Here is a 25,807-nt window from a genome sequence, read left to right as displayed (position 1 = left end):
ATGAAAAAAACAAATCAAGAGTACAAAGAAACATTAAGCGATATTGAATATCGCGTAACGAGAGAAGCTGCCACAGAGAGCCCCTTTTCTGGAAAATATTGGGACCACTGGGATCAAGGCCGCTATACCTGTGTTTGCTGTGGAACCCCCCTCTTTCTTTCTGATACTAAGTTTGATGCCGGATGTGGATGGCCGAGCTATAACCAGCCCGAACAAGAATCTGCGATTAAAGAAATTAAAGATACTAGCCATGGCATGATCCGGACTGAAGTGAGATGCGCCAATTGTGATGCCCATCTCGGACACGTGTTTGATGACGGCCCTCAGCCTACGGGTTTGCGCTATTGCATTAACTCAGCTTCCTTGACATTTGAGCCTAGTGGCAATGCCAAGCCAAGCGATCCGAGTAAATCAGATATCTAAAATAAATAGCTGGATAATGCTCAGATGAAATTTTTATTCGACCTATTCCCCATCATTCTGTTCTTCATCGCCTTTAAATTAGGTGATATCTACACAGCAACTATTGTTGCCATGGTTGCAACCATTGGTCAAATTCTCTGGGTTTACTATCGTCATCGCAAGATTGATGCAATGCAGTGGGTCAGTCTAGGCATGATTTTGGTATTTGGAAGTCTAACTATCTTCCTGCATGACAAAACCTTTATACAGTTAAAACCAACAGCGCTTTATTGGCTGTTTGCTGGAGCTTTATTCGTAAGTGCCCAATTTTTTAATAAGAATTGGATCCAAGTATTGATGGGCAAGCAAGTTACTCTCAAGCCCGCTAGCGCAAGTTCCGTTTGGCATCGCTTAAATATGGCATGGGCAGCCTTCTTTTTCTTGATGGGCGCCCTCAACTTATACATTGCCTTTGAATACTCTGAAGAGACTTGGGTGAACTTTAAATTATTTGGGAGCACAGGATTGCTTGTGGTTTTTGTCATCATCCAGGGCGTTTGGTTGGCCCGACATATGGAGCATCCTACTCAATGAGTATTAATCAGGAGCGTATAAAGCGATTTGAGCAAGATCTTCGCCAGGCCTTTGCTGTTGAGCTTCTGAATATAGAAGATGAGAGTCATCTCCATGCGGGCCATGCTGGAGCGGCTAGCGGTGGTGGACATTTTAAACTCACCATTGTTGCGCCTGAGTTTGCTGGCCTTAATTTAGTAGCGCGGCATCGCTCTATCTATCAGGCCCTAGACTCCCATATTCCAACAGAAATTCATGCCCTGACTATTACAGCCCTGACTCCAGCAGAATATCAAGCTTGATTCTTCAATCTCTTTACATTACTGACCACCTTTAATCACTTTCAAAACTATGTTTAGCCCACGTAAAATTTCAGTTATTAGCACTCTTATCGTCGCTCTCTTTTCAACTAATGTTATGGCTCAAAATGCCGCCATTGTGAATGGAAAAGCGATTCCAAAAGCGCAGCTAGATAAGTTGGTCCAAAAATCTGGACAAGCCGATAATCCTCAAGTTCGTGATCAAGCACGGGAAATGCTGGTAATCCGCGAGTTAATTTTGCAAGAGGCCAATAATCGCGGCGTGATCCAAAAAGAATCTGTACGTGACCAGCTAGAACAAGCCCGTATCGGAGTGTTAGTAGCTGCAGTATTTGAAGATTATGTAGAAAGGGAAGGTGTTGCTGAGGCCGACCTCAAGGCTGCGTATGAAACTGTCAAGAATCAATATGTTGGCAAGGAATACCATGTTGAGCACATCTTGGTAGAGAAAGAATCAGATGCAAAAGCCATCATTATTCAACTGAAGTCCGGTGCCAATTTCGAAGACATTGCCAAAGCGAAGTCAAAAGACCCTGGCTCTGCTAAAAATGGTGGTGATCTTGGTTGGGTATCAGATAAAGCATTGGTTCCGGAGTTCTCAAAAGCCATGGTTCAATTAAAGAACGGTCAAACAACGGATAAACCCGTTAAATCTCAATTTGGATACCATGTCATCAAAGTTGTTGATTCTCGTGACGTGAAGGCGCCAAGTTATGAAGATATGCAAGATCAGTTAAAACAGATGATCATGGCCGATCAAAATTGGCAAAAAGCGAAGTTCACTGAAATGATGCAAAAACTTCGTGCCAAAGCAAAAGTTCAATAAAACCAATTAACTCTTTTGGTGATGACGGGGCTTGAGTTTTTGAATCGCCATCCCCGCTAAACCGCAAGCAAAGGCTGACATCACAAACACGTCTCGCGGCTGAGACAAGTCCCAAATCCAGCCAGCACATAAACCGCCGATCGTTCCGCCCAGGCCATACGATACGGTTGCCATTAAAGCCTGACCTCGAGCTTGTAGTGGGCCAGTAAACCAGCGCTGCAGCAATTTGGTAGCAGCACTATGGTGGGCAGCAAAGGTTCCCGCATGAAGTACTTGTGCAAAGATCAATACTGAGGTGATTGGTAGAAATGCAATCAAAATAAAGCGTACTACGCCAACCCCAAATGCGCCTTGCAAAACGACTTCTGGATCTAAACGACTCAATACTTTACTTTGGAAATAGAAGAAGATCACTTCTGCAAATACACCTAATGCCCAAAACAGACCAATTTGAAACTTGTTGTAGCCCAAGTTAGCAAGGTATAAAGAATAAAAAACATATAAGGCGGCATGAGCAAAAACCATAAAGAAGCCAGATATTAAGAACCACCTGACGTCTGGATTTTTAAGAACACCCCAAAACTCCCCCTTCACCATCACCCGTCGTTCCATTTTGGGTTCGTGCAACAAGAAGGTAACCAAAGCTAGCGCCAGCAAAACAATCGTACCAATCACTGGATATAGTTCAATAGATTTGCGCTGAAATAACTCGCCTGCCGCTAGCACCATAAAGATAAAACCAATGGATCCCCATAGTCGTAAACGACCATAGCGCTTATCAAATGAATTATCTTTAAATAGAGCATGCACTGTAGCGGACTCACCAAGTGGCATCAGACTGCTCAAGATAGTGTGCAGTACAAACATCCAGATGAAGAAGCTGAGGTAGCTGTGAAGAAAATAAATTGCTAGGAAGACAATTGAGGCCAAACAGGCGCAAAAGCGGATGATGCCCACCCGATTAGATAGGAAATCAGAAAGCCAACCCCAGGAAAAAGGGCCTATGATTCGAGTGATCTGCAGCATGGACATCAATACCGCAATCTCAATAACGCTAAAGCCCCGATCCAGGAAAAATAAGCTGGCGTATGGTGACACTAAGCCAACATAGGCAAAATATAAAAAGAAAAAGGACCCGAAGGCCCAGCGCAGAGAAGCCGTCATTGAAGTGAGAAGATCAATCCAATGTTGAACCTGGACGGGCTGCTGGAATCGGCTTAACCGGTAGTGAAACATCCGCGCATTGAGCACGGTGACGCAGCGCATGATCCATCACCACCAGCGCCAACATGGCTTCAGCTATCGGTGTCGCGCGGATACCAACGCAAGGATCATGACGACCTTTAGTTTGAACTGTGATCGGATTGCCATTCAGATCAACAGACTGTTTTGGACTCATGATGCTGGATGTGGGCTTAATGGCGATCGAAACTCGCAAGTCTTGGCCAGTACTGATACCACCTAAGGTGCCGCCAGCATTGTTGCTCGCAAAGCCATCGGGATGCAATTCATCGCCGTGCTCACTGCCTCGCTGTGCAACAGATGCAAAGCCAGAGCCAATTTCAACACCCTTGACTGCGTTGATACCCATCATGGCATGGGCAATATCGGCATCTAATTTATCAAATAGGGGCTCACCTAAGCCAATAGGAACATTGCGAGCACGCACCTCTATCCGCGCACCGCAGGAGTCCCCTGCTTTGCGTAACTCATCCATATAACTTTCTAGCTGTGGAATGATCTGTGCATTGGCGGCAAAGAATGGATTTTGATCAACCTGGGCAAGATCTTCAAATGGAATCTGAACTTCCCCGAGTTGGCTCATATAGCCGTAAAACTCGGTACCGAATTGTTCACGCAACCACTTCTTGGCGATAGCTGCTGCAGCCACGACTGGTGCCGTTAGCCTTGCAGATGAGCGACCACCACCACGTGGGTCACGAAAACCATATTTAAAGTGATAAGCGTAGTCAGCATGTCCAGGGCGAAAGGTCTGCAAGATATCGCCGTAATCTTGACTGCGTTGATCAGTATTGCGAATCAGTAGGCCAATCGGCGCACCCGTAGTCTTGCCTTCAAAAACGCCAGACAAAATTTCTACCTTGTCTTCTTCGCTACGCTGAGTGACATGTCTTGATGTCCCTGGCTTGCGACGATCCAGATCAATCTGCAAATCTGCTTCTGAAAGCAACATCCCTGGAGGGCAACCATCTACAACAGCCCCAATGGCGGGGCCGTGAGATTCACCAAAAGTGGTAACAGTAAAAAGGAGGCCTAAAGTATTTCCTGACATATCGACATTATGTCATCTGTCTGCGCTACAGGGGGCAGAACTGCCGTTTGAAGACTAGTTTGCAGTCTTTTCGGTATCTTCTGGCCAGTCGCGAATATAGGCCTTAAGCATGGTATTTTCAAAATCTTGGGCTTCAACCACCGATTTGGCCACGTCATAAAATGAAATCACGCCCATCAACATTTTGTGATCAACTACCGGCAAATAACGAGCATGATCGACCAACATCATGCGGCGAACATCATCAATCTCGGTTTCCATATTGCAGGTCAAAGGGTTTTGATTCATCACAGTACGAACCTGGAGGCCATCCAATTTTCCCTGATGTTTTGCTAATGCAGCAATCACTTCCCGGAAAGTCAAAATCCCCACCAATTTGTCGTACTCCATCACGACCAAAGAACCAATGTCATGCTCGCTCATGACTAATACTGCTGTTTGAAGAGCAGTCTCTGGGGCAACAGTAAATAAGGTGCTGCCCTTCACACGCAAAATGTCACGAACTTTCATTTGGTCTCCAAAACAATCGAATCTATCTATTACTTCAATATATCCCCAAGCAAGCGGGGAATCAAGGCTTAAAAACCCCCTTTTAGTAACGAATAACCCTAATTACCCCACTGCGGATGCCAGGTAGATTTGCCACCAGAATTGCCCCGGCAAGGGTAATCCACCAAGTCATATAGATCCACAAGAGTCCCAAGGGGAAAATGGCGAAAGCTCCATATACCGTTTTATAGAAGGCAGTGTGCGTAAGAAAGATGGCATAACCAAACTTCATGATTTCAAAACTCAATGCTGCAATCAATGCACCAACAAAAGCATCCGACCAAAGAACATTGGAATACGGCAGAATTTTATAAACCACAGCGTATACACCCACTGCAAGAAAAATTGGCGCTACGGTTGCGGTGAAACGGAAACCAAACGATACCGCTGCAATCCAACCTTCAGAGGCACTAAACAAAATGCCGCTTAAATAAATTCCCAAACCCAGGAGCACTGGACCTAAAAAAGTCGCACAGCTGTAGATGATGATCTTTTTAAGTAGGGGGCGATTTTTCTCAACCTTAAATATTTGGTTAAAGGCGCCCTCAATCACAGATAAAGTCATGATGGTAGTAATCACCAAACCAATCAAGCCAACATAAGTTAGGCCACGTGCCTTAGAAGAAAACTGATCAAGATAAATAAAGACTTGTTGATTAATGCCACCAGGCATGTAGGTATCTAACAACCATGACCTAAATGCATTTTTCACTTGAATCACGCTGGGTAGATAGCCAATGAGAATCGTCGCAATGGTTAACATCGGCACTAAGGCCAAGGTGGTTGTAAATGCCAGGCTAGCTGCAATTTGATTGAGATTGAGGCCGCGATTGCGCTCCAAGAGCTCTTTAACCAGAGCAAGCCATAATTGAGGATTACGAATGAGGCGCATCGCCGTATCATAAGAGAAGAATATGAGCCAACACGATATTTTAGTTTTGTACTACTCCCGCTATGGGGCAACCAAAGAGTTGGCGCGCCTTATTGCCGAGGGCATTGAGAGTGTTCCCGGAGTAAATGCCCGACTGAGAACGGTCCCACCGGTTTCCACTGTCTGTGAATCAACAGAGCCAGCGGTACCTAGCGCTGGCGCACCCTATGTGGAATATGCTGACCTTCAGGACTGTATAGGCCTCGCCTTAGGCTCCCCTACCCGTTTTGGGAATATGGCGGCCCCCATGAAATACTTTTGGGATGGCAGCTCCTCGGAGTGGCTTAACGGTGCGCTGATTGGTAAACCTGCATGCGTCTTCACAAGTACTGGCAGCATGCATGGTGGACAAGAAAGCACCCTCCTGACGATGATGATTCCACTACTTCACCACGGCATGTTCATTGTTGGCCTTCCGTATAGTGAACCCGATTTAATGACTTCAAATACCGGTGGGAGCCCCTATGGCGTTAGTCACTTAGCCCATACTGACGGTAAGGCGCCAATCAGCCCTGAAGAGCAGCGCTTGGCCATAGCGCAAGGCAAGCGTTTGGCGCAAACCGCACTCAAGCTCTTAAAGTGACCCCTATGCTCAAGAAAATACTGGAAAAGAATCCCTACCAACTGCTGGCTACGGCTGCCTTTATAGATTTATTCATCCTCTGTGTTTGTTGGGAATGGTTTATTTCCCCACTGCGCCCGGGCGGCTCTTGGTTGATCCTAAAGGGAATTCCCCTCCTATTTGCCATCCCCGGCATTTGGAAAGGCAGGGTCTATACGATGCAATGGGCTTCAATGCTCATTCTTTTATACATCACAGAAGGTCTAGTTCGCATATTGGAGACCGGCCTCAATTTCTGGATGGCGCTCTTGGAAATCATCCTAGCAAGCACCGCATTTGTTTGCCTTCTCATCTACCTCAAGCCCATCAAAAAAGAGGCTAAAAGTTTGGCAAAAATGAAGGCTCATCAAGAGTAAATGGGCCTAAATTGGCCCATAGCCTCAGTTTGACCCTATTTTTGTAATTATTTTGACATTCCTGTCATCTCTACCGAAATCTGGTGCGTTGTATGCACATGGAGGTGACAAATATGTCAACAAGACTCAAACGTTGGGCCCGTGCAATTCAAGAAATCGACTTGTCCAAAAGGACGCCTGAGGTCGCGATTGGCTATCTAGATAGCAAATATCGTGATATTGCTTGGCGCTACATCCGCATTCTCGGCTTTGAGCGCACGATTAGCTTCATGGCCAGCAATAACTTTCATCCAGAATAAACTTGAATAAATATCCCTAAATAATTGAATTATTTAGGGATTTTGTTTTTTTATGCGTGCTTTGGGGTTCTAAATACCCAAAATACAAGCAGCAATAAGGACAAGAATGCGCATCCACCTGAAAACAGGAATGCCGCAGTTGGGCTGTAGGCCTCATATAAGACCCCAAAAATGAAGGACGCTGGGAGCAACATGATGCCCGAGCACATATTGAACCAGCCAAATGCCCTCCCCGTCAGCCCTGGGGGCGCCAAATCAGCCACCAAAGCCTTTTCAACACCCTCTGTGCCTGCTTTAAAAAGGCCATAGAGCACAAATAGACCGCAAAGCCAACCCAGCGTCAGGCCTGAGTAACCCATTCCGACATAAATCAGGGCATAGATCGCCCAAGCGCAAGCAATAAAGTACTTACGGCTAAATCGATCAGATAGAGCAGATAAAGGGGTTCCGAATACAGCGGTGATCAATGAGATTCCAGCCCAAAGCAAGGGGATTTCTTCTTGAGGCACCCCGAGTTCTCGAGCACGTAATAGCAAAAACATATCTGAGGAGTTGCTTAAGGCAAATAATCCGACCACCAAAATATAGCGCTTGAATTGGGGTGGAAATCCTGCAAGTGACCAAACAAATTTGGTGGGCGCAATGCTGGAGATATTCCGTGCAGGCTCTTTGAGGCATAAAGCCAAAACGACTGTGATCGCACCGGGAATAATTGCCCACATAAATATCTCTCGCAGCGGCATCTGTATTGCGAGCAAATAAGCTGCTAAAAGTGGGCCGATCACTGCGCCGAGGTTATCCATTGAGCGATGCAGGCCAAACGTGATACCGCGTTGATTAGCAGGAACGCTTTCTGCTAATAGCGTATCTCTTGGCGAACTTCTGAGTCCTTTGCCAAGACGGTCAGCAAATCGAATGCACAAGACCCCGAACCAAGAGCCAACAAATGCAATCAAAGGCCTGCCAATAGCAGCCACCGAATAGCCAAACACAATCCAAGGTTTGGTTTTATTGGTTTTATTGACAATGACACCCGAAACCAATTTAAACAGACTCGATGTTGCTTCAGCTACCCCTTCAATTAAGCCAATTGCCTTTGGCCCCGCCATCAATACTGAGGCCAAGTACAGTGGCATTAAGGGATACAGCATTTCACTGGCGGAATCATTGACTAAGCTAATAAGGCCAATCAGCCAGACGCTACGAGGTAATGAAGCAAGGGTTTTAAGCATAAGCATCCAATTTATCATTAATTTTTGGGTCAAATACATTTATGACAATAGGCTCTCATCAGGAAAAAGCTTGATACAGAGGCCAATAAATCGTAGGATGAGTCAAGCATCGGCAAACTCAATCACAGGAAAAATCATGAGTCAAAAGAAATTAGTAAAACAGTTAATGAAAAAACTGGATAAGTTAGAGTCCGATCGCGAAAAATTAATCGATAAGCTGGCTAAGGCACTCGATAAGCTAGAGAAAAAAGAGGCCACTAAAAAGCCAGTTGCAACAAAACCAGCAAGCAAGAAAACAGCAGCGAAAAAGACTGCAGCAAAGAAAGCGCCGAGAAAAAAGCTTGCCACCAAAAAGACGGCTAGAAAGAAGACTGCTGCAAGCCCTGCTTCTGGAGCTGAAGCCTAAGTCGTGAGTAAGGACTCCAAAGATAACCATCAAGCAGAATACGACGCCCAACTTCGGCTACTGCAGATTGAGTTAGTTAAGCTCCAGCGTCAGATTATTGCGGGTGGTTTACGCCTTCTGGTTATTCTGGAAGGCCGAGATACAGCTGGTAAAGATGGCACGATCAAGGTCATCACCGAGCATTTAAGTCCCCGTGAAACCCACATCGTTGCATTGAGCAAGCCCTCCTCTCGTGAAGAAGGCGAATGGTATTTTCAGCGCTACGTAGCGGAGTTGCCTTCTGCTGGTGAGTTCAATATCTTTAATCGCAGCTGGTACAACCGCGCAGGTGTTGAGAAGGTAATGGGTTTTTGCACTGATGCGCAGTACAAGCAGTTCATGGGTTCTGTAAATGAATTTGAGAGCTTGCTGGTTGACTCTGGTATTCAGATCATTAAGTACTACCTTGATATTGATAAAACAGAGCAAGCCGAGCGTTTAGAAAGTAGAAAGACTGATCCTCTCAAGCAATGGAAAATTAGTCCTATCGATGAACAAGCCCAGAAGAAATGGACTGACTACAGCATTGCTCGTGATCTGATGCTATTGCAAACGAGTAGTATTGAAGCGCCTTGGACTGTTGTGAATGCAAACATCAAAAAACATACGCACCTCAATTTAATTGCTGACCTCTTATCTAGAGTGAGCTACCCAGGTAAAGATGAGAAGGTTCTGCAGATTGATCCGGAAATTGTGATGCACTGCCCACCACTGGGTAAAATAGCAGCAAAGGTAGCGCCTTAATACCTTAATCAAGCAAAGAACTTGCGGGCTTCATTTAGCAATTCTTCAGGCAGTTCTTCAGGGATATAGTGGCCACATGGAAGCGCTCTACCAGATACCTCATCTGCGACAGCCTTCCAGTCTGCTAGCGGATGAAAACATTGGTTTACTAAACCATGCTCACCCCAGAGAACACGTAAGGGCATTGTCAATTTCTGACCTGCCGCTCTATCAGCGCGGTCGTGCACTAAATCGATCGAAGCAGCTGCGCGGTAGTCTTCACACATGGCATGCATGCTCTGGGGGTTAGTGGCCCCAGCAAGATATTCAGCCCAACGCGCTGGTGAGAAGATGCCTGTTCCAGCATAACGACCCATATGGTTCTTTAGCCAGAACTCAGGATTGGCTGCAATCATGGTTTCAGGGGTTGGCTCATCCTGAATCAAAAAGAACCAATGCCAGTAGCCTTTAGCAAAGGCCATCGTGGTATTTTCATACATGCACAGTGTGGGCGAGATATCGAGCAACATTAAACGCAAAACACTCTCTGGATAATCCATGGCTAAACGGTGAGAAACCCTGCCACCGCGATCATGTCCTAATAAGAAATATTGTTCGTAACCTAAAGATTGCATGAGAGCATGCTGATCTGCGGCCATCGCTCTCTTTGAATAAGTCGAATGATCTGGTTTACCGTGAGGCTTCGACGACTGCCCATAACCACGCAGATCTGAGGCAATCACGGTGTAGTTTTGGGCTAAGGCGGGAGCAATGAGCTCCCAAATTGCTTTGGTTTGAGGAAAGCCATGCAATAAGAGTAATGGCGGGCCACTACCGCCAACTTGATAAGCAATCTCAATGGCGCCATCTTCAGACTGAACTGTTAGCTGCCCTTCTTTAAATCCAGGAATACAAACGCTCATTGTCTAGCTAGGGTTAGATACTAGTTATTTGCGATTGCTTCAATTTCAGCAACAGTCACATAGCCATTACCTGCAGAATCAATATAGTCAAAGTGATCATAAATTCTGGGCATGCAACCCTTTGCCTCTTCTTTAGTCAACTTACCATCGTGATTCTTATCGCACTTTGCAAAGCGTTGTTTTATTTCTTGATCTTTTGCGGTGTTATCCGCAAACGCTGAGCTCGTACTCATCAAAACAATGGATGCAAACAATACTGCAATCTGTGATGTCATTGTGCGCATAATTAACCTTGCTTATTTTTTCATTGGAGTTGGGTCAGCAGCAGTTTCCAAAGCAGCTAAAACTGCCTTTTTTGCCATTGCTACAAAGGAATCCACCGATCCAGAGCCAGTTCTAAATGATTCACCTTGAACAATAACTAATCCCTCACCTAGCAACTCTTTAGATTGGCTATCGGTAATTTTGCTCTCGATCAATAAGGCTGGAGTTTTAGAATTCACACCACCTGCATAGGCAGCAGCATTAACTGCCAGGCCAATCGGGGTGAAGTTCCACGGTTGTAGGCTATCAGCTGAACTCTCTGCTCCAGTAATGCCAACAGATACTCGTGCAACACCTGGTCCAGGTGCAGTAACAATCTTAATATTGCCACGGGCGTTGACGGCATTCACCATAGAGTCTTGTAATGCAATTTGTGCTTGGCTAATCGATTCAGAACTCACTTGTGCAGTAGCACTTTGATTTAAGAAAATAGGATCTAAAATCACAGCTTTATATTGATTAGGATTTACCCCAGAAATGCGATATCTCCAAATACGTGTATCTGAGAGGCTAGTAGCCATTGGAACTAAGACGTTGTAGTTAGGTAGAAAACCTGACCTTGGCATGGCTTCAGTAGCCAACTTTGGAGCATTGCTACAAGCCATCAAAGTCACCGCAGAAATGGATGCTGCTAAAAGATTCAGTTTTTTCATGTCGCTTCCTAAAAGCTAAGTTGAGGACCAAATTAGTACACTGGATAAATCTGTGTCAGGACATCATAACGAACAATTATTAATCTAAGGGAGGACACGGCATCATGCCGCCCGTTTTTTGATGTAGCTTAGGTTTACAGTCCGTTTGTAAGGTGGGTGCCACAGTTGGAGATGCTTTAGAAGCAGGACTGGAAACGACTTGAGTACTCGCGCCAGTAGGAGTTGTTGTTTCAATGGCGCTTGAGGCAACGGGTGCAGACTTGGGTTTTCGTGGCTCTTCTAAACCAGCGGCCACATAGAATGCTCTATCGGTCCCTGGGCAAGGCATCACTGCTCCAGTTTTAGGATTAACAACGTCCTTGCATTGTGGATTAGCCTCAAGCCTCGCCTCCAGCTTTGCAACAGTGCAAGCTGACAATGCCAGTGCAAGAAGACAAGGAATGCTAGATAAAAAGATAGTCTTATTCATTGAGGCATTCTAAGACAAAGAAAATGCCAATGATGAGGATATTCAGAATTTGGCCTGCCCAGCACGATTCGAACGTGCGACCTACGCCTTAGAAGGGCGTTGCTCTATCCAGCTGAGCTATGGGCAGTTATATGCTGGGTGTAACTAGAACAATAAGGAAAGTGGTCGGAGTACAAGGATTCGAACCTTGGACCCCCTGCTCCCAAAGCAGGTGCGCTACCAGGCTGCGCTACACTCCGACGGAATCGATATTCTACACCGAGAGGCCTATTTGGGGCAAATTCACGGTGTTTTGGGGTATTGCCGCCAGTTTTAGAATACTTTGTTGACTATAGAAATTGATGGGCTATCAAGCCAATCAGTCCTGAACCCAAGATGACGAGAGCGGGATTGATCTTAGTTCTCAGAATGCAATACAGGCTTAGCAATGCCAAGATGATTGTGGTCTCGTCAAAGATTGACGCTTTTGCAACGGCATATACACCTGAAGACATCAAGCCAATCGAGATGGGCTCCAAAGCATTTTGAATTGAGCGTCTCCAAGGACTCTCACCAAAATGTACCCACAAGCGCCCTGCATAGAAGCAAAAAATACTGGAAGGCAGGAAAAAGGAAAGTAAGACAACGCCTGCACCTAGCATCCCAGCAATTTGGAAGCCAATCACCAACACCATCAACATATTGGGCCCAGGTGCTACTTGGCCAATACTATAAATTTGGACAAACTGAGTATGCGTAATATGAAATTGTTGCGCTAATAGGGTTTGCATTTCAGGCAATACTGCTGTTCCCCCTCCGACCGCTAAGAGGGACAGAAGACTGAAAGTCATGGTTAAGTTAAACAATTGACTCATGATGATTTGCTGGGGCGATACAGATAAATTGCAATGGGTGCCATGATCAGCAACACGAGTGGCAAGCTCAACTTAGCAACACTCATCAAGGCAAAGGTAGCCGCAATAATGGCAACAGATTTGATCTTTTTCCAATGATCGCCACCAATGCGATAGGTAATGGCAGTCAATAGGCCACAGGCGCCAGCAGCAATACCCATCAGAATAATATTTGCCAATGGGTGATCTGCATTACTTGCATAGAGGATGCCTAGTGCCATTACAAAAACTGAGCCAGGCAAGATTAAGCCGAGTGTTGCGCTGATTGCACCAGAAACTCCGCGCAGATGATCGCCAGCAAGAACTGCTAGATTAACGGAATTGAGTCCAGGCATTGTTTGGCTAATAGCCAAGAACGCCATGAACTCATCGGGATTGAGCCACTTGGTTCTATCTACTAACAGAATGCGTTCGTAAGCAATAATGCCGCCACCGAAACTGATGGCCCCAATTTGTAAGAAGTTAATAAATATCTTCAATAAGGAGGGGGCCTGAGCTTGAGTAGCAACAGAATCCTGAGCGCTAATCATTCAGGCTTTCCATAAATTAAGGCCGTCTTGGTGCTACCACTTGCCAGCCAGCTATCAAGCTCAAGTTGCAATGCCTTGAAAAACTTGTCAGCGCGCTGATGTGCTTTATCTAGTGCGCGATTTTGATTATTGACGCGATAGGAAAAAGCCAGCTCACCAATAATAGGCTCGCCAACACTTTTCATCCAAATAGCGATCTCACAATGGGCTTGAACACCATCGCCAAAGACCAAGTTACCAAGAGGTAGGCAAGCTTCGAGGATCTTATTGGTTGCACCACCAACAATACGTAATGGCGCAGTCTTATCAATATCTAATGTAGCTAGTCCGGGAAAAAATTTACTGGTACTGATGACAGAGCGCTCAAACAAATCATCTAATGGCACAGCATCCAGAATCGAGTTATTGGAAAAGAGTTGACGTCTACTCCCTACTTTATCTCCACGCAAAATCTCTTCTTTTAAGCGAATACGGTGTTTAATTTTTTTAATGGGGGCTGGATCAAAATCGGATGATTTTGCAATGTCTTCAGATCTGCACTTGAGAGTCACTTCACAGTAATCATCAACCCAAACATTTTGACGAGATTCTCGTACACGCAAAATGATGTTGTTTTGTCTAAAGTCTTGTCCTGGGGTATCGAAAAAATAAATATTTCGCAAGCCGGTTGTTGCGTTGTCTAAATGATAGAAGTTGACCTTGCTCTTGTCGCAAAAGGCCAATATTTGATTACTTAATTTCGTGATATTGCTAAAGCGGTCAAGGCCATTAGGCTTGATTAACAACTTGAATTCACGATTGGTGACGGATGGATGTAGTTTCATCAAATAATCTCTCTTTCAAATGAGAGATTATCACTATCACCAATGCTTAGTAAATTTCTGGAACGTACATCTCTGGTGGGACTGGCCCACGTAGGTAGTCAGGGTTATGCACACGCGCTGGCAAGGTAATTTCAGGGTGTGGAATCTCTTGATAAGGGATCTGGTTAAGCAAGTGACTAATGCAATTTAAACGGGCTTTTTTCTTATCATTTGCAGCTACTACCCACCATGGCGCTTCTGGAATATGGGTATGTTCGAGCATCGTCTCTTTGGCCTTGGTGTAGGCTTCCCACAAACGACGTGACTCCAAATCCATTGGGCTCAATTTCCATTGTTTCAATGGATCATGAATCCGCATCATGAAACGGTTGTATTGCTCTTCATCAGAGATGGAGAACCAATATTTAATCAGGATGGTTCCGGAATTGATAATCATGCGCTCTAAGTCAGGCACCGTTCTCAAGAACTCCATGTACTCTTCATCGGTACAAAATCCCATCACTTTTTCAACGCCAGCACGGTTGTACCAGCTGCGGTCAAATAGAACAATCTCTCCGCCGGCTGGAAGATGGGTAATGTAGCGTTGAAAATACCACTGGGTTTTTTCACGTTCGTTTGGCGCTGGCAAAGCAACTACCTTACACACACGCGGATTAAGGCGCTGGGTAATACGCTTGATCGCACCACCCTTGCCCGCTGAATCTCGGCCTTCAAAGATGACAGCTACTTTTACTTTATTGGCAACAACCCAGTCTTGCAGTTTGACTAGCTCACCCTGCAAGCGAAATAGTTCACGGAAATAGGTATTACGGGGTACAGAAGAATTGCTATCACCATCCGCAGTAAGGCGATCATCATCCATTTCCATCTCGAGCTCTTCATCCATGCTATCCAGAATTTCTTCTTGAGCACGTTGATACCAGTCAGCCATCTCTTTATGCGTTGAACTCATGCGTTACCCCATTTAATGATCTATCTTTTTAGAGTATAGATATGTCACATATATTACAAATTCTCTAATTGCAGTTCTGGCTCAGGTAGCCAGCAATTTCCTCTTGGGAGTGCTGTGATAACCACTTACGATCCTGCATTTGATCTGGACTCCCTACTGCAGGTGGAAAAAACTGCAATTCCACCTTTAGATTGCGATTTTTCAAGATGCTGGCCATAGAACCCAGCAAGCCCATATCACCCACAAATGCTGGCACTTCAGAGTGCTCACCGCTATCTCTATCAAAGTAGGCTAAAGCAAGGGTGCATATCGGAACTTGTGCCAAGACGGCAGCCTCAAATAAATTGGGCTTAAACGTTTGAACAGTCTTGCCAATCGTTGAGGTTCCTTCAGGAAAGATGCAGATGGATTGCTCTTTTAGGGCTGTCGCCATTTCTCCAACCACTTGCCGTGCATGTCTAGAACTATCGCGTCTAATAAAAACAGTACCCAGCTGTTTTGCCATCCAACCAAAAATAGGCCACTTTTCTACTTCAGACTTCGCTACGAACCGGATCGGTTTAAATGAATTAATGACATGAATATCCATCCATGACACATGATTCGATGCTAATAAGTATGAAGTTTGCGGCAATGCCTGTGCATTGCTGACTTGCAATTGAATGCCAAATATTTTTAGTAAGCGTTTAGACCATCTTTGAATATGGGATTTTTTTGTGCCGGGACTAACAAATGGAAATAAGATGAAGAGCGTCAGCACCCCCCTTAAAACGTGTAGCCAAACTACAAACCATGAAAGGATGTAAAGCCATATTGGCGTCTTTACATGGGGGATATGATGGGGAGATGTCATAAATACTATTAATAATGAATATATTGAATGATAAAGGCATCGTCATAAAAATGCCTTAAAAATGTCATGAAGCTTTCATAGAGGCTAGGCCTAATACAAACTCATGATGCATTACAGAGCTATCTGGATTTCAGACGTACACCTCGGAACATCAGGGTGTCAGGCAAACTACCTCCTCGATTTTCTAAAACACAACGAAGCGGATAAGTTCTATCTCGTGGGCGACATTATCGATGGGTGGCGACTCAAAAAATCATTCTACTGGCCACAAGCCCACAACGACGTTGTACAAAAGCTTCTGCGTAAAGCCCGTAAGGGTACTGAGGTGATCTATGTACCCGGTAACCATGATGAGAGTGCACGCCAGTTCTTTGGAATGTCTTTTGGTGATGTGAAAGTCGTTGAGGAATGCATTCACACAACGGTTGATGGTAAAAAATTGTGGGTTACCCACGGCGATCTATTTGATGGTGTGATGCAATACGCCAAGTGGCTAGCGTATGTTGGCGATACCCTCTACTCTTTCATCCTCTACATCAATCGTTATTTCAATATGTTGCGGGTCAAGATGGGTCTGCAGTATTGGTCCCTATCACAGTACCTTAAGCATCAAGTAAAGAACGCGGTGAGTTATATCGCTGACTTTGAGCACATCATGGCCAGAGAAGCTCGCCTACGCGGCTGTGATGGCGTTGTTTGCGGTCATATTCATAAAGCTGAGATTCGTGAAATCGACGGCTTACTCTATTGCAATGATGGCGATTGGGTTGAAAGCCTGACAGCCTTAGTTGAAACCCATACTGGCGAACTCAAAATTATTCATTGGCCCTTTATTAAGGGTGAGCCCGTGGAAACTCCGGAAATTGAATTCCAACCTGCTATTCAACCACTCGTTCAAGAGGCTGCACTATGAAAATTATGATCATCACCGATGCATGGGATCCACAGGTAAATGGTGTTGTCCGCACTTTAAAACAAACACGCGCTGAACTCATTGCAATGGGTCATGAAGTGGAGATGATCACTCCAAATGGTTTTAAATCGATTCCTTGCCCTACTTATCCCGATATCGCCCTGTCCTTATTTCCTGGTAAAGAAGTAGCGCGTCGCATTAAAGAATTCGCACCCGATGCCATGCATATTGCTACAGAAGGCCCCCTAGGCTTATCTGCACGCTCTTATGCCGTGAGAAACAATCTGCCCTTCTCTACTGCGTATCACACCCGCTTCCCAGAATATGTAAAAGCGCGTACCGGCATTCCCCTTGCCATTACTTATGCATTCTTGCGCTGGTTCCATGGTCCATCCATGGCAGTCATGGCTCCAACCATTGTGGTGAAGAATGACTTAGAGAAATATGGCCTGACCAATGTAGTCTTGTGGTCACGCGGTGTGGATTTGGATATCTTCAAGATGCAAGAGTCCAAAGTCTTGAATACTGCACACCCAATCTTCTTATATGTTGGTCGCGTCGCCGTAGAAAAGAATATCAATGCCTTCTTGGAGATTGATCTGCCAGGATCGAAATGGGTGGTTGGTGATGGCCCAGCCATGGCCGGCATCAAAGAAAAGTATCCAGACATTAACTACTTAGGCGTTCTTCAACAGCATGAACTCGCCAAAGTCTACGCAGCCGCTGATGTATTTGTATTCCCAAGCAAAACCGATACTTTTGGCCTCGTTTTGCTCGAAGCCATGGCCTGCGGTACTCCGGTTGCAGCCTATCCAGTGACTGGCCCTATTGACGTTTTGGGCAACTCTACTGCCGGCGCCATGAATGAAGATCTGCGTGAAGCTTGCATTACCGCCCTCAAGATTCCTCGTGAAGAGGCTCGTGCGCACGCAGAAAAATTCTCATGGAGAGCAGCATCAGAACAGTTTGTGCAACATCTCAAACCCGTTCCATCTCCAGATGTGCATGTAACGGCACTCGCTTAAGAAGGCCCTGATTGAATACCCAGTACAACATCAATCAAAATCCTCACAAAGGAAATCGGGGATTAACCAGGGCTTGGCATGCAGCCAAAAACTCTTGGTGCGGTTTGGTTTACGCATTTTTAGAAGAAAGCGCCTTTAGGCAAGAATTAACCTTGTGCGTCTTACTAACGCCAGTGGCTTTTTTGCTTCCAACGACTTTGCTGGAAAAAGCCCTACTGATTTCCTCTTTAATTATGGTTTTGGTGGTGGAATTATTGAATTCTAGTGTGGAGGCGGCAATTGATCGGATCTCCTTCGAGCACCATGATTTATCCAAAAGAGCCAAGGATTTTGGCTCGGCGGCGGTCATGTTAGCCCTCATCATCGCGCTTTTGATGTGGTCTGCGGTGTGTATTCCGATTGTCTTAAAACTGTAATAAATGCCCTCTACGATCTCATAAACAAACACCAAGGCTTACTATGTCCGACATCCCGAACCCAATTGGCGCCTTCGAGATTTTCTCTCTCAGAAAAGAGAAAAAACCCAGAATTTCTAAACTGAATCCTATCAAGAAGCTTTCTAAGAAGTTAACTAAAAAGCTTTTTGGTAAAAAGTTTGCGACCAAAGCCCGCTCTGAATTAACTGCTGTTGAGGTAGCTCCGGTTGTTAGTCAAACAAGCAAAGCAAAACGCCCTGCCTTTCAGATTGAATGGGCGAGCACTCCAAGCGGCATTAAAGAAGCGCAAAGATTGCGCTATAAGGTATTTGCTGAAGAAATGGGTGCAAACCTGTCGCAAAATGCTGAGGGTTTAGACATCGATGAGTTTGATGCCTATTGCGATCACTTATTGATTCGTGATCAAGATACATTAAAAGTGGTTGGTACTTACCGCGTATTGCCGCCACACAAAGCCCAAGAAATTGGTCGCCTCTACTCAGATGCAGAATTTGATCTAAGCCGTTTAGACCACTTGCGTCCAAAGTTGGTTGAGTTAGGTAGATCTTGTGTTCATAAGGACTATCGCTCAGGCGCCGTGATTATGGCCTTGTGGAGTGGCTTAGCCCAATATATGCAGAAGAATGGCTATGAAATCATGCTCGGATGCGCCAGCATTCCGATGGCTGATGGTGGTCACTTTGCAGCCAGTCTCTATAACTCCTTAGATGGCAGCCAAATGGCCCCTACTGAGTTCCATGCCTTCCCACGTTTACCGCTACCTCTGGATAAGCTCAATGGTGGCTTAGATGTAGAAGCCCCACCCTTGATCAAGGGTTACCTAAAGCTTGGTGCGAAGATTTGTAGTGCCCCAGCCTGGGATCCTGATTTCAATACAGCTGACTTGTTAACCATGTTGCGCTTATCTGAAATCAATCCACGCTACGCAAAACACTTCCTAGGTTTGTAATTCTGATTTCTTGAGCAGGCTCTGAGTGCTCAGAGCCTGTTACTTCAGATTGATTTCATAGGTGCGGCCAATCCGGTTCCATTCGGCGGCTTCTTTTAGCAAACTAAATTCGGTCAATGGATGGGTGACAGCCCAATCTCTGGAGAGACTCACCTGGTAAGCGCCATCCTGTTCAGAAACCCTTACATCCGGTAGATCCTCATCACTTCTACCGCGGCAAAGAACCTGAGCTAAGCGCAGGCAAAACAACATGCGCCAATCATGAAAACCAGTATTGTTTGCCAACTTGCCCAATTTGCCGGTATGTCCAATTAGTAGGGCTGCGAGGCGAGCCTGATCATTCTTAGAAAAACCAGGCATATCTGCGTTACCAGCGATATAAGCTGAATGCTTGTGATAGCCATTGTGCGAGATGGATAGGCCAATCTCATGCAGATTTGCAGCCCATTGCAATAAAGCAATGTTGTCTTCCCTGCTTTCCACTTCAGGCTTAGGCAGTTGTTTCAAGAAAGCTGCCGCCAATTTTCCAACACGCGTTGCTTGCTCGCGATCTGCAGCATAGCGTTGCATAAACTGCTCAACAGTGACGTAGCGCATATCGTGATGTTGTGAGCGTCCTAGCAAGTCATAAAGCACACCGGTACGTAATGCCGCATCGGTGACTTCCATCTCCTCGATACCCAGCTCATCAAAGACGGCCAACATAATAGCCAAACCACCTGGCCATACAGCCCTTCTGTCATCCTTGAGACCCAATAACTCCACTTGGCTTACGTGCTCATATTTGAGTAGGTGTTTTTTCATGGCGCGCAAGCCTTCACGCGTAATCAGACCGCTGGTCGTATTGACGCGTCCCATCGTCAAGCCATCACCATGTCCATTGAAATCATTCTCAGCGATAAGTTCAGCAAGGGCCCGCGCTGTACCAGAAGAACCTACGGCCTGCTTCCAGCCGCTCTTGAGATAAGCACCAGAGATCACCTGAATCTCACGTCTAGCGGCTAGCTCTGCCTCTTTAAATGCATGCGCATCCACATTCCCTTTAGGAAAAAAACGCATGCTATGGGAAACGCACCCGATATATAAACTTTCCATCAACTGCGGCTCATAGCCTTTACCGATGATGAACTCTGTGGAGCCACCACCAATGTCGACAACAAGGCGGTTACCTTGCACTGCTGGAACTTCATGGGCGGCGCCGATATAAATAAGACGCGCTTCCTCAACACCCGCAATCACTTCTATCGGAAAGCCTAAGGCTTCTTGCGCTTCATCAACAAATAGTTGTGCATTTTTAGCAACCCTCAATGTATTCGTTGCAACAGCACGGACATTCGCTGGATCAAATCCACGGATGCGTTCGCCAAACCGTCGAATAGCAGTCAATCCCCGTTGATAGGCGTCATTACCTAATAATTTGTTTTCAGTTAAGCCTGCAGCGAGACGGACGGATTCACGCAAAGTATCAATCGGACGAAGTTGAGTGCCCGAAGGAGTGTTGACTGCCTGAGCCACCAACATACGAAAGCTATTTGAGCCCAAATCCACCGCAGCGACTAGGTCGTCAGATTGAATTACAGAATCGCTTGATTGAGTTGCCAAAATATTCCCTGAAATATGCTTACGCTTAGCAAATATGTCTATTTTATGAAAAAACGATGACATATTAGTGAAATTACAGCGTAATCTACAAGGTATATGGCTAGGCGGCTAGGTTTTGTTCAGCGTTTGAGCAATCAACATCGCCAAAGCTGCAAAAAATACAGCAATCGCCAGACTTTGTCTTCAAGATATTGCTGCAAGCACGGCAGCGATAAAGATGCTGAGAAGATCCACGGGGTAGCTCTAGCCTCTCTGAGGCTTGGCAATACGGACAGGTAATCGTGGAATGTTGATTTTCTAATGCGATATTCACATCCGCATTCTGACCTGCAGATATTTCAAGAATATGTCAGTACACCAAAACTATTTACTGCCAAGACCCAAGCTCTGCACCATCACTTTAAAGACTTCAGTGTTATCCATGAAACCTTTAAATTTTTCTGAGCCTGGCCCCATAGCATTAAGCACAGCATCATCAGCGCTATGCACACCTACATCCTGACTTGACGGAAGATTGCCACCAACATGAATGGCATCCTCTTGTAACTGAAGGTATTTTGGATTGGCCACAAACTTACCATCTTCACCTTTAATAGCAGGGACAAAAGTGCCATCTAATTTTGGATGCATCGTTTCATAATGGTCAGGATAGCTGCTGTAGAAAAAAGCCAAACGATTTGAAACGTCTACTTGGTTGGGATAGCCCTGAACATCTGCCTTTGGGTAGTTCGGAAAACCCGCCTCAGCATAGATACCCACCTTTTCACGCAAGGGGCCCGGCTTTTCATCATGGACCACACCGCTGATAGAGCCGCTATGGGTATGATCAGGTGTCACGATGATTAAGGTATCGGGATGAGTTTTTGCAAAATCTTTAGCAACCTGAACGGCATTGCTCAACATGATGGTGTCAAACGCAGCCCTCTCCCAGTCTAAGGGGTGATTGAATTTGTCAATCAAGGCCGCTTCTACCATTAAGAAAAATCCATTGGGATTTCTGGACAGTACTTCGATGGCGGATTGAGTCATCTCCGTGAGATCAGGTTGGTTTGGATACTGAGAGACGGTATTCTTTTTTAAGAAGAAACGGTCGAGAGATCCATCCATATTGTCGGGATGAAAGACGCCAAACAATTTTTGAGTTTTTTTATCCTGTGCAGCTGCGAGCAACTCTTGCTTAGTGAAAACAGTTTGGTAGCCGTCAACCTTAAAGGTCTCCACTAAGTTTTTCTCATCCTTACGTTTTGATCCCTTGGAGGATTGCGGATAAAAATACGCTGAGCCACCACCCAAAATCACTTCTGCCTTGCTAGCCAATAATTGATCTGCAATATATTGCTTATCGGCACGGCGCCGAGTATGAGCAACCATGGCACCAGGGGTTGCATCCTCTAATTCCGCATCAGAGACAATGCCAACAGCCATTTTGGTATTACGCTTTACTAATTCGGAAATCGTTTCTACTTTTGGGTGCGAAAGATTATCGTCGGCTCTAGAGACATATACTCCCATGGCATTGACTGCGGTCTTATGACCCGTGGTGTAAGCACTCATGGAATTAGCTGAGTCCGTAATCAATGAATCCGAGCCAGAGGTCCCAATCATGGCAGTGCTTGGCATATCATCAAAAGCCAATCCTCCTTGATACTTGCCTTGCACGATGCCTTTTGATAGAACACGCGCTGCTGTTCTATTGGCAATCGTCATGCCATCACCAATGAAGAGAATCACATTCTTCACGCGGCGTGGGCCACTTGCATAGACATCCCAAGCTACTTGAATCTGCTCCCGACCGGCACGGGCTACTAGGACATACTTTCCAGCCTTGGTAATTTGCACATCTCGATAAATCAGTGAACTTCCTTTGCCGTTTTCATTGGCAATAAATTGCGGCTTGCTAGTAACGAGTTTGCTTATAGGAGCACCATTGATTTCGATCACCAGATCTTCTGGTTGAACTACATTGTTGAGCTCTACCTTGATATCAAAATGAGATCCAGTAAGAATGGAGGCGCTGTCAATTGGATAGACTGCCGCTGCAAAAATAGTGCCGCCAAAGGTGAAAGCAATAAGAAATAAACTGGTTTTACAAAGCTGATGAATATTCATATCCGAAAAAAGCGCTTAAGTGAGGTCAAACTACAATATCAACAAAGAAGATGTCATCCTTGTGACAAGCAAACACCCAACTACTCTAGCTAGAGGGCAGATTTTCGCTTGGCAACTTTCAGTTTGCCTTTTTTAACTGCTTTGCAAAAGAGTTCATAGTCTTCTTGATTTTGTTTTGCATAAGATCTAGCAAATGCATAAAGCGCTTTATTAAGCTCCTCAGATCTGCCGCAATAGCCGGCAATCACAGCAGCATCGCCTGAGCGAGCATGGCCTAAAGCAAGGGCCCAGCCAAATAATTTGGCGTAATCTGGGAAGTTCTTCAAGGACACGCCCCCCGCCCCGATGTTGATACCGCCTTTCATATCCCGTAGCTGGCGTAAGTAAAAGCCTTGACTTTTGTTGATGTCAAATTGGACAGCACCGTAATTGAGGAAGATGTCAGGGGCACCTTGTAGCAATCGCTGGCCAGCTACCACACGCCGACCCATGTCGCGATAAATGGATTCTCCCAAATAAGGTGTTAGAACAGACTTCTGGGCTTCTTTGTATTGAAGAAATAGTGGATCGTTTGCACTATCACCCTCAAAATATAGAACCATGCAGTTGGTGCCGACACTACCGACACCAACAACTTTGCGAGCATAGTCTTTCAAGTAGTAACGCTCAAACAAGACTTGTCGATCTGCAAGCAAGGTACTGGAATAGTTGAGTAAGGCTTTATCAATCAATGATTCCAAAGGAACGCCGAAGGCTTGTTTCTTAAAGTGCTCAATAAGTGGTGGTCGATTGATAATTTTACGGTCCTTACCTACCAGCGTTGTTAAGCTTTGCAAGACCTGTATATTTCCTTGGCCTTTGGTTTCTTTTAAATACGCATCTAATGTCTTCTGATGTTCTTTATTGAAGTGCCTGCGGATATCCTTCTCACCAATAAATACCTCGGCTAGATCTAGGTAAGGCATCTTGGCATACTCTTCCATCCGCTTTTGATATTCAGAAGTGATGCGATAAACCAATTCTTTGCTCGTTGCCTTACTACCCCCGATGCTTTCAGAGGCAATGACTGCACTAGCAACGAGTCGCTTAATGTCCCACTCCCAGCTACCAGGCAAGGTTTCATCAAAGTCGTTTATACCAAAGACCAAGCGGTGCTCAGCAGTGCCAAATAAACCAAAATTAGATACATGCATATCACCACATAATTGCACCGTAATATTCGTAGTTGGTTGATTGGCTAAGTCCTGAGCCATGATGGCAGCTCCACCACGATAAAAGGTGAACGGCGATTGCACCATGCGCTCGTAGCGAATCGGGATAAGCGATTCAATCCGCTGCTTGGCTTGATTTTCTAAAATGGTGATGGGGTCAACGCGATGTTTAGGTGGTGTGTATATCCCCTGCTCTGCAAAGCTGACTTTTTTGCGCAAGGCTTTGCCATCAGCCATGCGCTTCTCAATACTGGGTCGTGGGTTCTTAAACGACTCTACAGAATGCAGTACGGCATATTGGGGTTTTTTGACTGAAGACATGGGGTTTCTCGACTGGTACTTTAATCTACCAATCTTAATCCCTCTATTACAGAACTGCCTCAGTTACGAGTTGATATAGCTGAGCTTTTCTTGAATATTGGCAGGCAAAGTTGCAAACCAGACACCATCATGGCCAACGGCAGGCAATATTTGACCGTATTCGATCATTTGATTAGGTGAGAGCTCATCGATATAGGCCCAGATTTGATTGCTGGCCAATTTGGTCGTACTTTGAATGGCAATCTCAATCTCGACTAATAGTTGCTTCTTTATTTGCTCGCTTCTTCCCGCACGAATTTGTCCATTAACAAAAATGTGAGCGTCTTCGAGCAATACACCCCCAATGAAGCAATCATGAATATCTAATTCTTTAAAGATGACTTGCGCAAAGTATGCCTCTGCACCAGTAACCTCTGCATGGATTTTGGTAATTGCTTGGGCGATCGTATATTTTTGATGTGTTGAAAGATTCAAGCCTGCGTAATACACACTATAGGTAGCCATATGCTTCCTTCAACAATTCAATTATTTATTCAACTTGTGGTGGATTGCGTGCAACTCATCTTTGATCTGCAAGTCATCTAATTTATCTATCGGCAGATCAAGTAAGAGCTCGATACGGTTACGTAAACCCATTTCTACTTTTCTGAATGCTGCCCACATCGCCTCATCACCCTCGGTGACAGCAGCGGGATCCATAAAACCCCAGTGAGCAGTAGCAGGATGACCCGGCCAGTAAGGACATTCCTCGCCGGCAGCAGAATCACATACAGTAATGATGAAATCCATCGCTGGAGCGCCTGCGAGACCAAATTCATCCCAGCTTTTGCTACGCAACATTTCGAGTGGATACCCCATCTCTTTGGCTAGCTCTCTAGCAATGGGATGAACCTCACCGCGAGGTGAAGAGCCAGCTGAATAGCCAATAAATCGGCCGTGACTTAGCGTAGTTGCTAGCGCCTCACCAAGAATCGATCTGGCAGAATTGCCTGTGCAAAGAAACAGAATGTTGTATGGACGAGTCATATGAATTGGGTATTAAAAATTTTTATATTAAATGATCTCGTCAAGTCGTAAAGAATATTTTTTATCGACTACAAAGGGATTGAGATTGCGATCAATCCCAGGCTTTAGATTGTCTTTGGCGTGATCCTGGGATTCCGTAGTGGGCTTTGCTCCTACTTCATTGCGAAATACATTAGCTAGGTATTGGCTTAGATTGACGTCCATAGCTCCCTTGGATGCTGA

Annotated in this window: 34 protein-coding genes and 2 tRNA genes; 13 read left to right on the top strand and 23 right to left on the bottom strand. The window is 45.3% G+C overall.

Annotated elements, in window-relative coordinates; genetic code table 11:
* The 4 genes from msrB to IEN92_RS08120 all read left to right on the top strand — a co-directional run bounded on the left by msrB (position 1) and on the right by IEN92_RS08120 (position 2,121).
* Positions 1-423 (top strand): peptide-methionine (R)-S-oxide reductase MsrB, encoded by a 423-nt coding sequence (msrB, locus tag IEN92_RS08135; protein WP_215373095.1) that lies wholly within the window; start codon positions 1-3, stop codon positions 421-423.
* Positions 424-447: 24 nt separating this feature from the next.
* Positions 448-996: a septation protein A gene (locus IEN92_RS08130; RefSeq protein ID WP_216162557.1), complete on the top strand. Its 549-nt coding sequence runs from the start codon at positions 448-450 to the stop codon at positions 994-996.
* On the top strand, positions 993-1,277 hold the full coding sequence (locus tag IEN92_RS08125; RefSeq protein ID WP_215373100.1) for a BolA family transcriptional regulator: 285 nt from the start codon (positions 993-995) through the stop codon (positions 1,275-1,277). The genes IEN92_RS08130 and IEN92_RS08125 overlap by 4 nt, the downstream gene beginning before the upstream one ends.
* Positions 1,278-1,392: 115 nt before the next feature.
* Complete coding sequence (locus IEN92_RS08120) at positions 1,393-2,121, top strand: peptidylprolyl isomerase (protein ID WP_216162555.1); 729 nt, start codon at positions 1,393-1,395, stop codon at positions 2,119-2,121.
* Between the two features lie 6 nt (positions 2,122-2,127).
* On the opposite strand, the gene IEN92_RS08115 is transcribed toward IEN92_RS08120, so the two are convergent.
* The 4 genes from IEN92_RS08115 to IEN92_RS08100 all read right to left on the bottom strand — a co-directional run bounded on the left by IEN92_RS08115 (position 2,128) and on the right by IEN92_RS08100 (position 5,855).
* Positions 2,128-3,387 (bottom strand): MFS transporter, encoded by a 1,260-nt coding sequence (locus IEN92_RS08115; protein ID WP_251366708.1) that lies wholly within the window; start codon positions 3,385-3,387, stop codon positions 2,128-2,130.
* The gene (aroC, locus tag IEN92_RS08110) at positions 3,299-4,414 is read right to left on the bottom strand and encodes a chorismate synthase (protein WP_215373105.1); all 1,116 of its coding nucleotides are present in this window, start codon (positions 4,412-4,414) and stop codon (positions 3,299-3,301) included. Before aroC ends, IEN92_RS08115 begins: the two co-directional genes overlap by 89 nt.
* 54 nt (positions 4,415-4,468) lie before the next feature.
* The gene (locus IEN92_RS08105; RefSeq protein WP_215373108.1) at positions 4,469-4,924 is read right to left on the bottom strand and encodes a CBS domain-containing protein; all 456 of its coding nucleotides are present in this window, start codon (positions 4,922-4,924) and stop codon (positions 4,469-4,471) included.
* An 82-nt stretch (positions 4,925-5,006) separates the two neighbouring features.
* Positions 5,007-5,855: a YhjD/YihY/BrkB family envelope integrity protein gene (locus IEN92_RS08100; protein ID WP_215373113.1), complete on the bottom strand. Its 849-nt coding sequence runs from the start codon at positions 5,853-5,855 to the stop codon at positions 5,007-5,009.
* A 22-nt stretch (positions 5,856-5,877) separates the two neighbouring features.
* On the opposite strand from IEN92_RS08100, the gene wrbA reads away from it, so the two are divergent.
* The 3 genes from wrbA to IEN92_RS08085 all read left to right on the top strand — a co-directional run bounded on the left by wrbA (position 5,878) and on the right by IEN92_RS08085 (position 7,171).
* A complete protein-coding gene (gene wrbA / locus IEN92_RS08095) occupies positions 5,878-6,477 on the top strand; it encodes an NAD(P)H:quinone oxidoreductase (RefSeq protein ID WP_216162552.1) in 600 nt (199 codons plus the stop codon).
* A gap of 5 nt (positions 6,478-6,482) precedes the next feature.
* On the top strand, positions 6,483-6,872 hold the full coding sequence (locus tag IEN92_RS08090) for a DUF2069 domain-containing protein (RefSeq protein ID WP_216162549.1): 390 nt from the start codon (positions 6,483-6,485) through the stop codon (positions 6,870-6,872).
* Between the two features lie 113 nt (positions 6,873-6,985).
* Positions 6,986-7,171: a hypothetical protein gene (locus IEN92_RS08085; RefSeq protein WP_087909997.1), complete on the top strand. Its 186-nt coding sequence runs from the start codon at positions 6,986-6,988 to the stop codon at positions 7,169-7,171.
* 50 nt (positions 7,172-7,221) lie between these two features.
* Here the strand turns inward: IEN92_RS08085 and IEN92_RS08080 are convergent, their stop codons facing one another.
* Positions 7,222-8,403 (bottom strand): MFS transporter, encoded by a 1,182-nt coding sequence (locus tag IEN92_RS08080; protein WP_216162547.1) that lies wholly within the window; start codon positions 8,401-8,403, stop codon positions 7,222-7,224.
* Between the two features lie 136 nt (positions 8,404-8,539).
* Here IEN92_RS08080 and IEN92_RS08075 point away from each other — a divergent pair, with 136 nt between their 5' ends.
* A complete protein-coding gene (locus IEN92_RS08075) occupies positions 8,540-8,809 on the top strand; it encodes a serine/threonine protein kinase (RefSeq protein ID WP_216162544.1) in 270 nt (89 codons plus the stop codon).
* A gap of 3 nt (positions 8,810-8,812) precedes the next feature.
* Positions 8,813-9,592 (top strand): polyphosphate kinase 2, encoded by a 780-nt coding sequence (gene ppk2, locus IEN92_RS08070; protein ID WP_216162542.1) that lies wholly within the window; start codon positions 8,813-8,815, stop codon positions 9,590-9,592.
* A gap of 8 nt (positions 9,593-9,600) precedes the next feature.
* Here ppk2 (IEN92_RS08070) and IEN92_RS08065 read toward each other — a convergent pair whose 3' ends face one another.
* From IEN92_RS08065 to IEN92_RS08015, 11 genes are all read right to left on the bottom strand, one after another.
* Positions 9,601-10,494 carry an alpha/beta hydrolase gene (locus IEN92_RS08065; protein WP_216162539.1) on the bottom strand — a complete coding sequence of 298 codons (894 nt, stop codon included), beginning with the start codon at positions 10,492-10,494 and terminating at the stop codon, positions 9,601-9,603.
* A 20-nt stretch (positions 10,495-10,514) separates the two neighbouring features.
* Positions 10,515-10,769: an EF-hand domain-containing protein gene (locus tag IEN92_RS08060; RefSeq protein WP_255539816.1), complete on the bottom strand. Its 255-nt coding sequence runs from the start codon at positions 10,767-10,769 to the stop codon at positions 10,515-10,517.
* A gap of 21 nt (positions 10,770-10,790) precedes the next feature.
* Positions 10,791-11,471, bottom strand: coding sequence for a DUF3313 domain-containing protein (locus IEN92_RS08055; protein WP_216162533.1), 681 nt, complete (start codon positions 11,469-11,471; stop codon positions 10,791-10,793).
* A gap of 79 nt (positions 11,472-11,550) precedes the next feature.
* Entirely contained in the window at positions 11,551-11,940 is a 390-nt protein-coding gene (locus tag IEN92_RS08050) for a hypothetical protein (protein WP_216162530.1), read from the bottom strand.
* Between the two features lie 50 nt (positions 11,941-11,990).
* Positions 11,991-12,067, bottom strand: a tRNA-Arg gene (locus IEN92_RS08045).
* A 35-nt stretch (positions 12,068-12,102) separates the two neighbouring features.
* A tRNA-Pro gene (locus tag IEN92_RS08040) sits at positions 12,103-12,179 on the bottom strand.
* 90 nt (positions 12,180-12,269) lie between these two features.
* Positions 12,270-12,794 (bottom strand): chromate transporter, encoded by a 525-nt coding sequence (locus IEN92_RS08035; protein ID WP_216162527.1) that lies wholly within the window; start codon positions 12,792-12,794, stop codon positions 12,270-12,272.
* The gene (locus tag IEN92_RS08030; RefSeq protein ID WP_216162524.1) at positions 12,791-13,363 is read right to left on the bottom strand and encodes a chromate transporter; all 573 of its coding nucleotides are present in this window, start codon (positions 13,361-13,363) and stop codon (positions 12,791-12,793) included. The genes IEN92_RS08035 and IEN92_RS08030 overlap by 4 nt, the downstream gene beginning before the upstream one ends.
* On the bottom strand, positions 13,360-14,187 hold the full coding sequence (locus IEN92_RS08025) for a hypothetical protein (protein WP_215373157.1): 828 nt from the start codon (positions 14,185-14,187) through the stop codon (positions 13,360-13,362). Before IEN92_RS08025 ends, IEN92_RS08030 begins: the two co-directional genes overlap by 4 nt.
* Positions 14,188-14,233: 46 nt before the next feature.
* Positions 14,234-15,139 (bottom strand): polyphosphate kinase 2, encoded by a 906-nt coding sequence (gene ppk2 / locus IEN92_RS08020; RefSeq protein ID WP_216162521.1) that lies wholly within the window; start codon positions 15,137-15,139, stop codon positions 14,234-14,236.
* A gap of 64 nt (positions 15,140-15,203) precedes the next feature.
* A complete protein-coding gene (locus IEN92_RS08015) occupies positions 15,204-15,992 on the bottom strand; it encodes a 1-acyl-sn-glycerol-3-phosphate acyltransferase (RefSeq protein WP_216162518.1) in 789 nt (262 codons plus the stop codon).
* Positions 15,993-16,098: 106 nt separating this feature from the next.
* On the opposite strand from IEN92_RS08015, the gene IEN92_RS08010 reads away from it, so the two are divergent.
* The 4 genes from IEN92_RS08010 to IEN92_RS07995 are packed head-to-tail and all read left to right on the top strand — an operon-like array spanning position 16,099 to position 19,316.
* Positions 16,099-16,905, top strand: a complete 807-nt coding sequence (locus IEN92_RS08010) for a UDP-2,3-diacylglucosamine diphosphatase (RefSeq protein WP_216162746.1) — start codon at positions 16,099-16,101, stop codon at positions 16,903-16,905.
* On the top strand, positions 16,902-17,930 hold the full coding sequence (locus IEN92_RS08005; protein WP_215373163.1) for a glycosyltransferase family 1 protein: 1,029 nt from the start codon (positions 16,902-16,904) through the stop codon (positions 17,928-17,930). Before IEN92_RS08010 ends, IEN92_RS08005 begins: the two co-directional genes overlap by 4 nt.
* 11 nt (positions 17,931-17,941) lie before the next feature.
* Positions 17,942-18,346 carry a diacylglycerol kinase gene (locus IEN92_RS08000; protein ID WP_216162515.1) on the top strand — a complete coding sequence of 135 codons (405 nt, stop codon included), beginning with the start codon at positions 17,942-17,944 and terminating at the stop codon, positions 18,344-18,346.
* A gap of 43 nt (positions 18,347-18,389) precedes the next feature.
* Positions 18,390-19,316, top strand: a complete 927-nt coding sequence (locus tag IEN92_RS07995) for a GNAT family N-acetyltransferase (RefSeq protein ID WP_255539815.1) — start codon at positions 18,390-18,392, stop codon at positions 19,314-19,316.
* Positions 19,317-19,355: 39 nt separating this feature from the next.
* Here IEN92_RS07995 and ppx read toward each other — a convergent pair whose 3' ends face one another.
* From ppx to IEN92_RS07960, 7 genes are all read right to left on the bottom strand, one after another.
* Positions 19,356-20,918: an exopolyphosphatase gene (gene ppx / locus IEN92_RS07990; RefSeq protein ID WP_255539814.1), complete on the bottom strand. Its 1,563-nt coding sequence runs from the start codon at positions 20,916-20,918 to the stop codon at positions 19,356-19,358.
* 100 nt (positions 20,919-21,018) lie between these two features.
* On the bottom strand, positions 21,019-21,231 hold the full coding sequence (locus tag IEN92_RS07985; protein WP_216863958.1) for a GDCCVxC domain-containing (seleno)protein: 213 nt from the start codon (positions 21,229-21,231) through the stop codon (positions 21,019-21,021).
* A 50-nt stretch (positions 21,232-21,281) separates the two neighbouring features.
* Positions 21,282-23,027 carry an alkaline phosphatase gene (locus IEN92_RS07980; protein ID WP_216162509.1) on the bottom strand — a complete coding sequence of 582 codons (1,746 nt, stop codon included), beginning with the start codon at positions 23,025-23,027 and terminating at the stop codon, positions 21,282-21,284.
* An 89-nt stretch (positions 23,028-23,116) separates the two neighbouring features.
* Positions 23,117-24,559 carry a DUF2252 domain-containing protein gene (locus tag IEN92_RS07975; RefSeq protein ID WP_216162507.1) on the bottom strand — a complete coding sequence of 481 codons (1,443 nt, stop codon included), beginning with the start codon at positions 24,557-24,559 and terminating at the stop codon, positions 23,117-23,119.
* Between the two features lie 63 nt (positions 24,560-24,622).
* Positions 24,623-25,063, bottom strand: a complete 441-nt coding sequence (locus IEN92_RS07970) for a tautomerase family protein (protein ID WP_215373176.1) — start codon at positions 25,061-25,063, stop codon at positions 24,623-24,625.
* 21 nt (positions 25,064-25,084) lie between these two features.
* The gene (locus IEN92_RS07965) at positions 25,085-25,585 is read right to left on the bottom strand and encodes an arsenate reductase ArsC (protein ID WP_216162504.1); all 501 of its coding nucleotides are present in this window, start codon (positions 25,583-25,585) and stop codon (positions 25,085-25,087) included.
* 27 nt (positions 25,586-25,612) lie between these two features.
* The gene (locus tag IEN92_RS07960) at positions 25,613-25,789 is read right to left on the bottom strand and encodes a hypothetical protein (RefSeq protein ID WP_216162501.1); all 177 of its coding nucleotides are present in this window, start codon (positions 25,787-25,789) and stop codon (positions 25,613-25,615) included.
* Positions 25,790-25,807 lie beyond the last annotated feature (18 nt).

It is taken from the genome of Polynucleobacter sp. MWH-Creno-3A4 (assembly GCF_018881885.1).
GTDB lineage: Bacteria > Pseudomonadota > Gammaproteobacteria > Burkholderiales > Burkholderiaceae > Polynucleobacter.
This window is presented reverse-complemented; position numbering and strand designations above follow the sequence as displayed.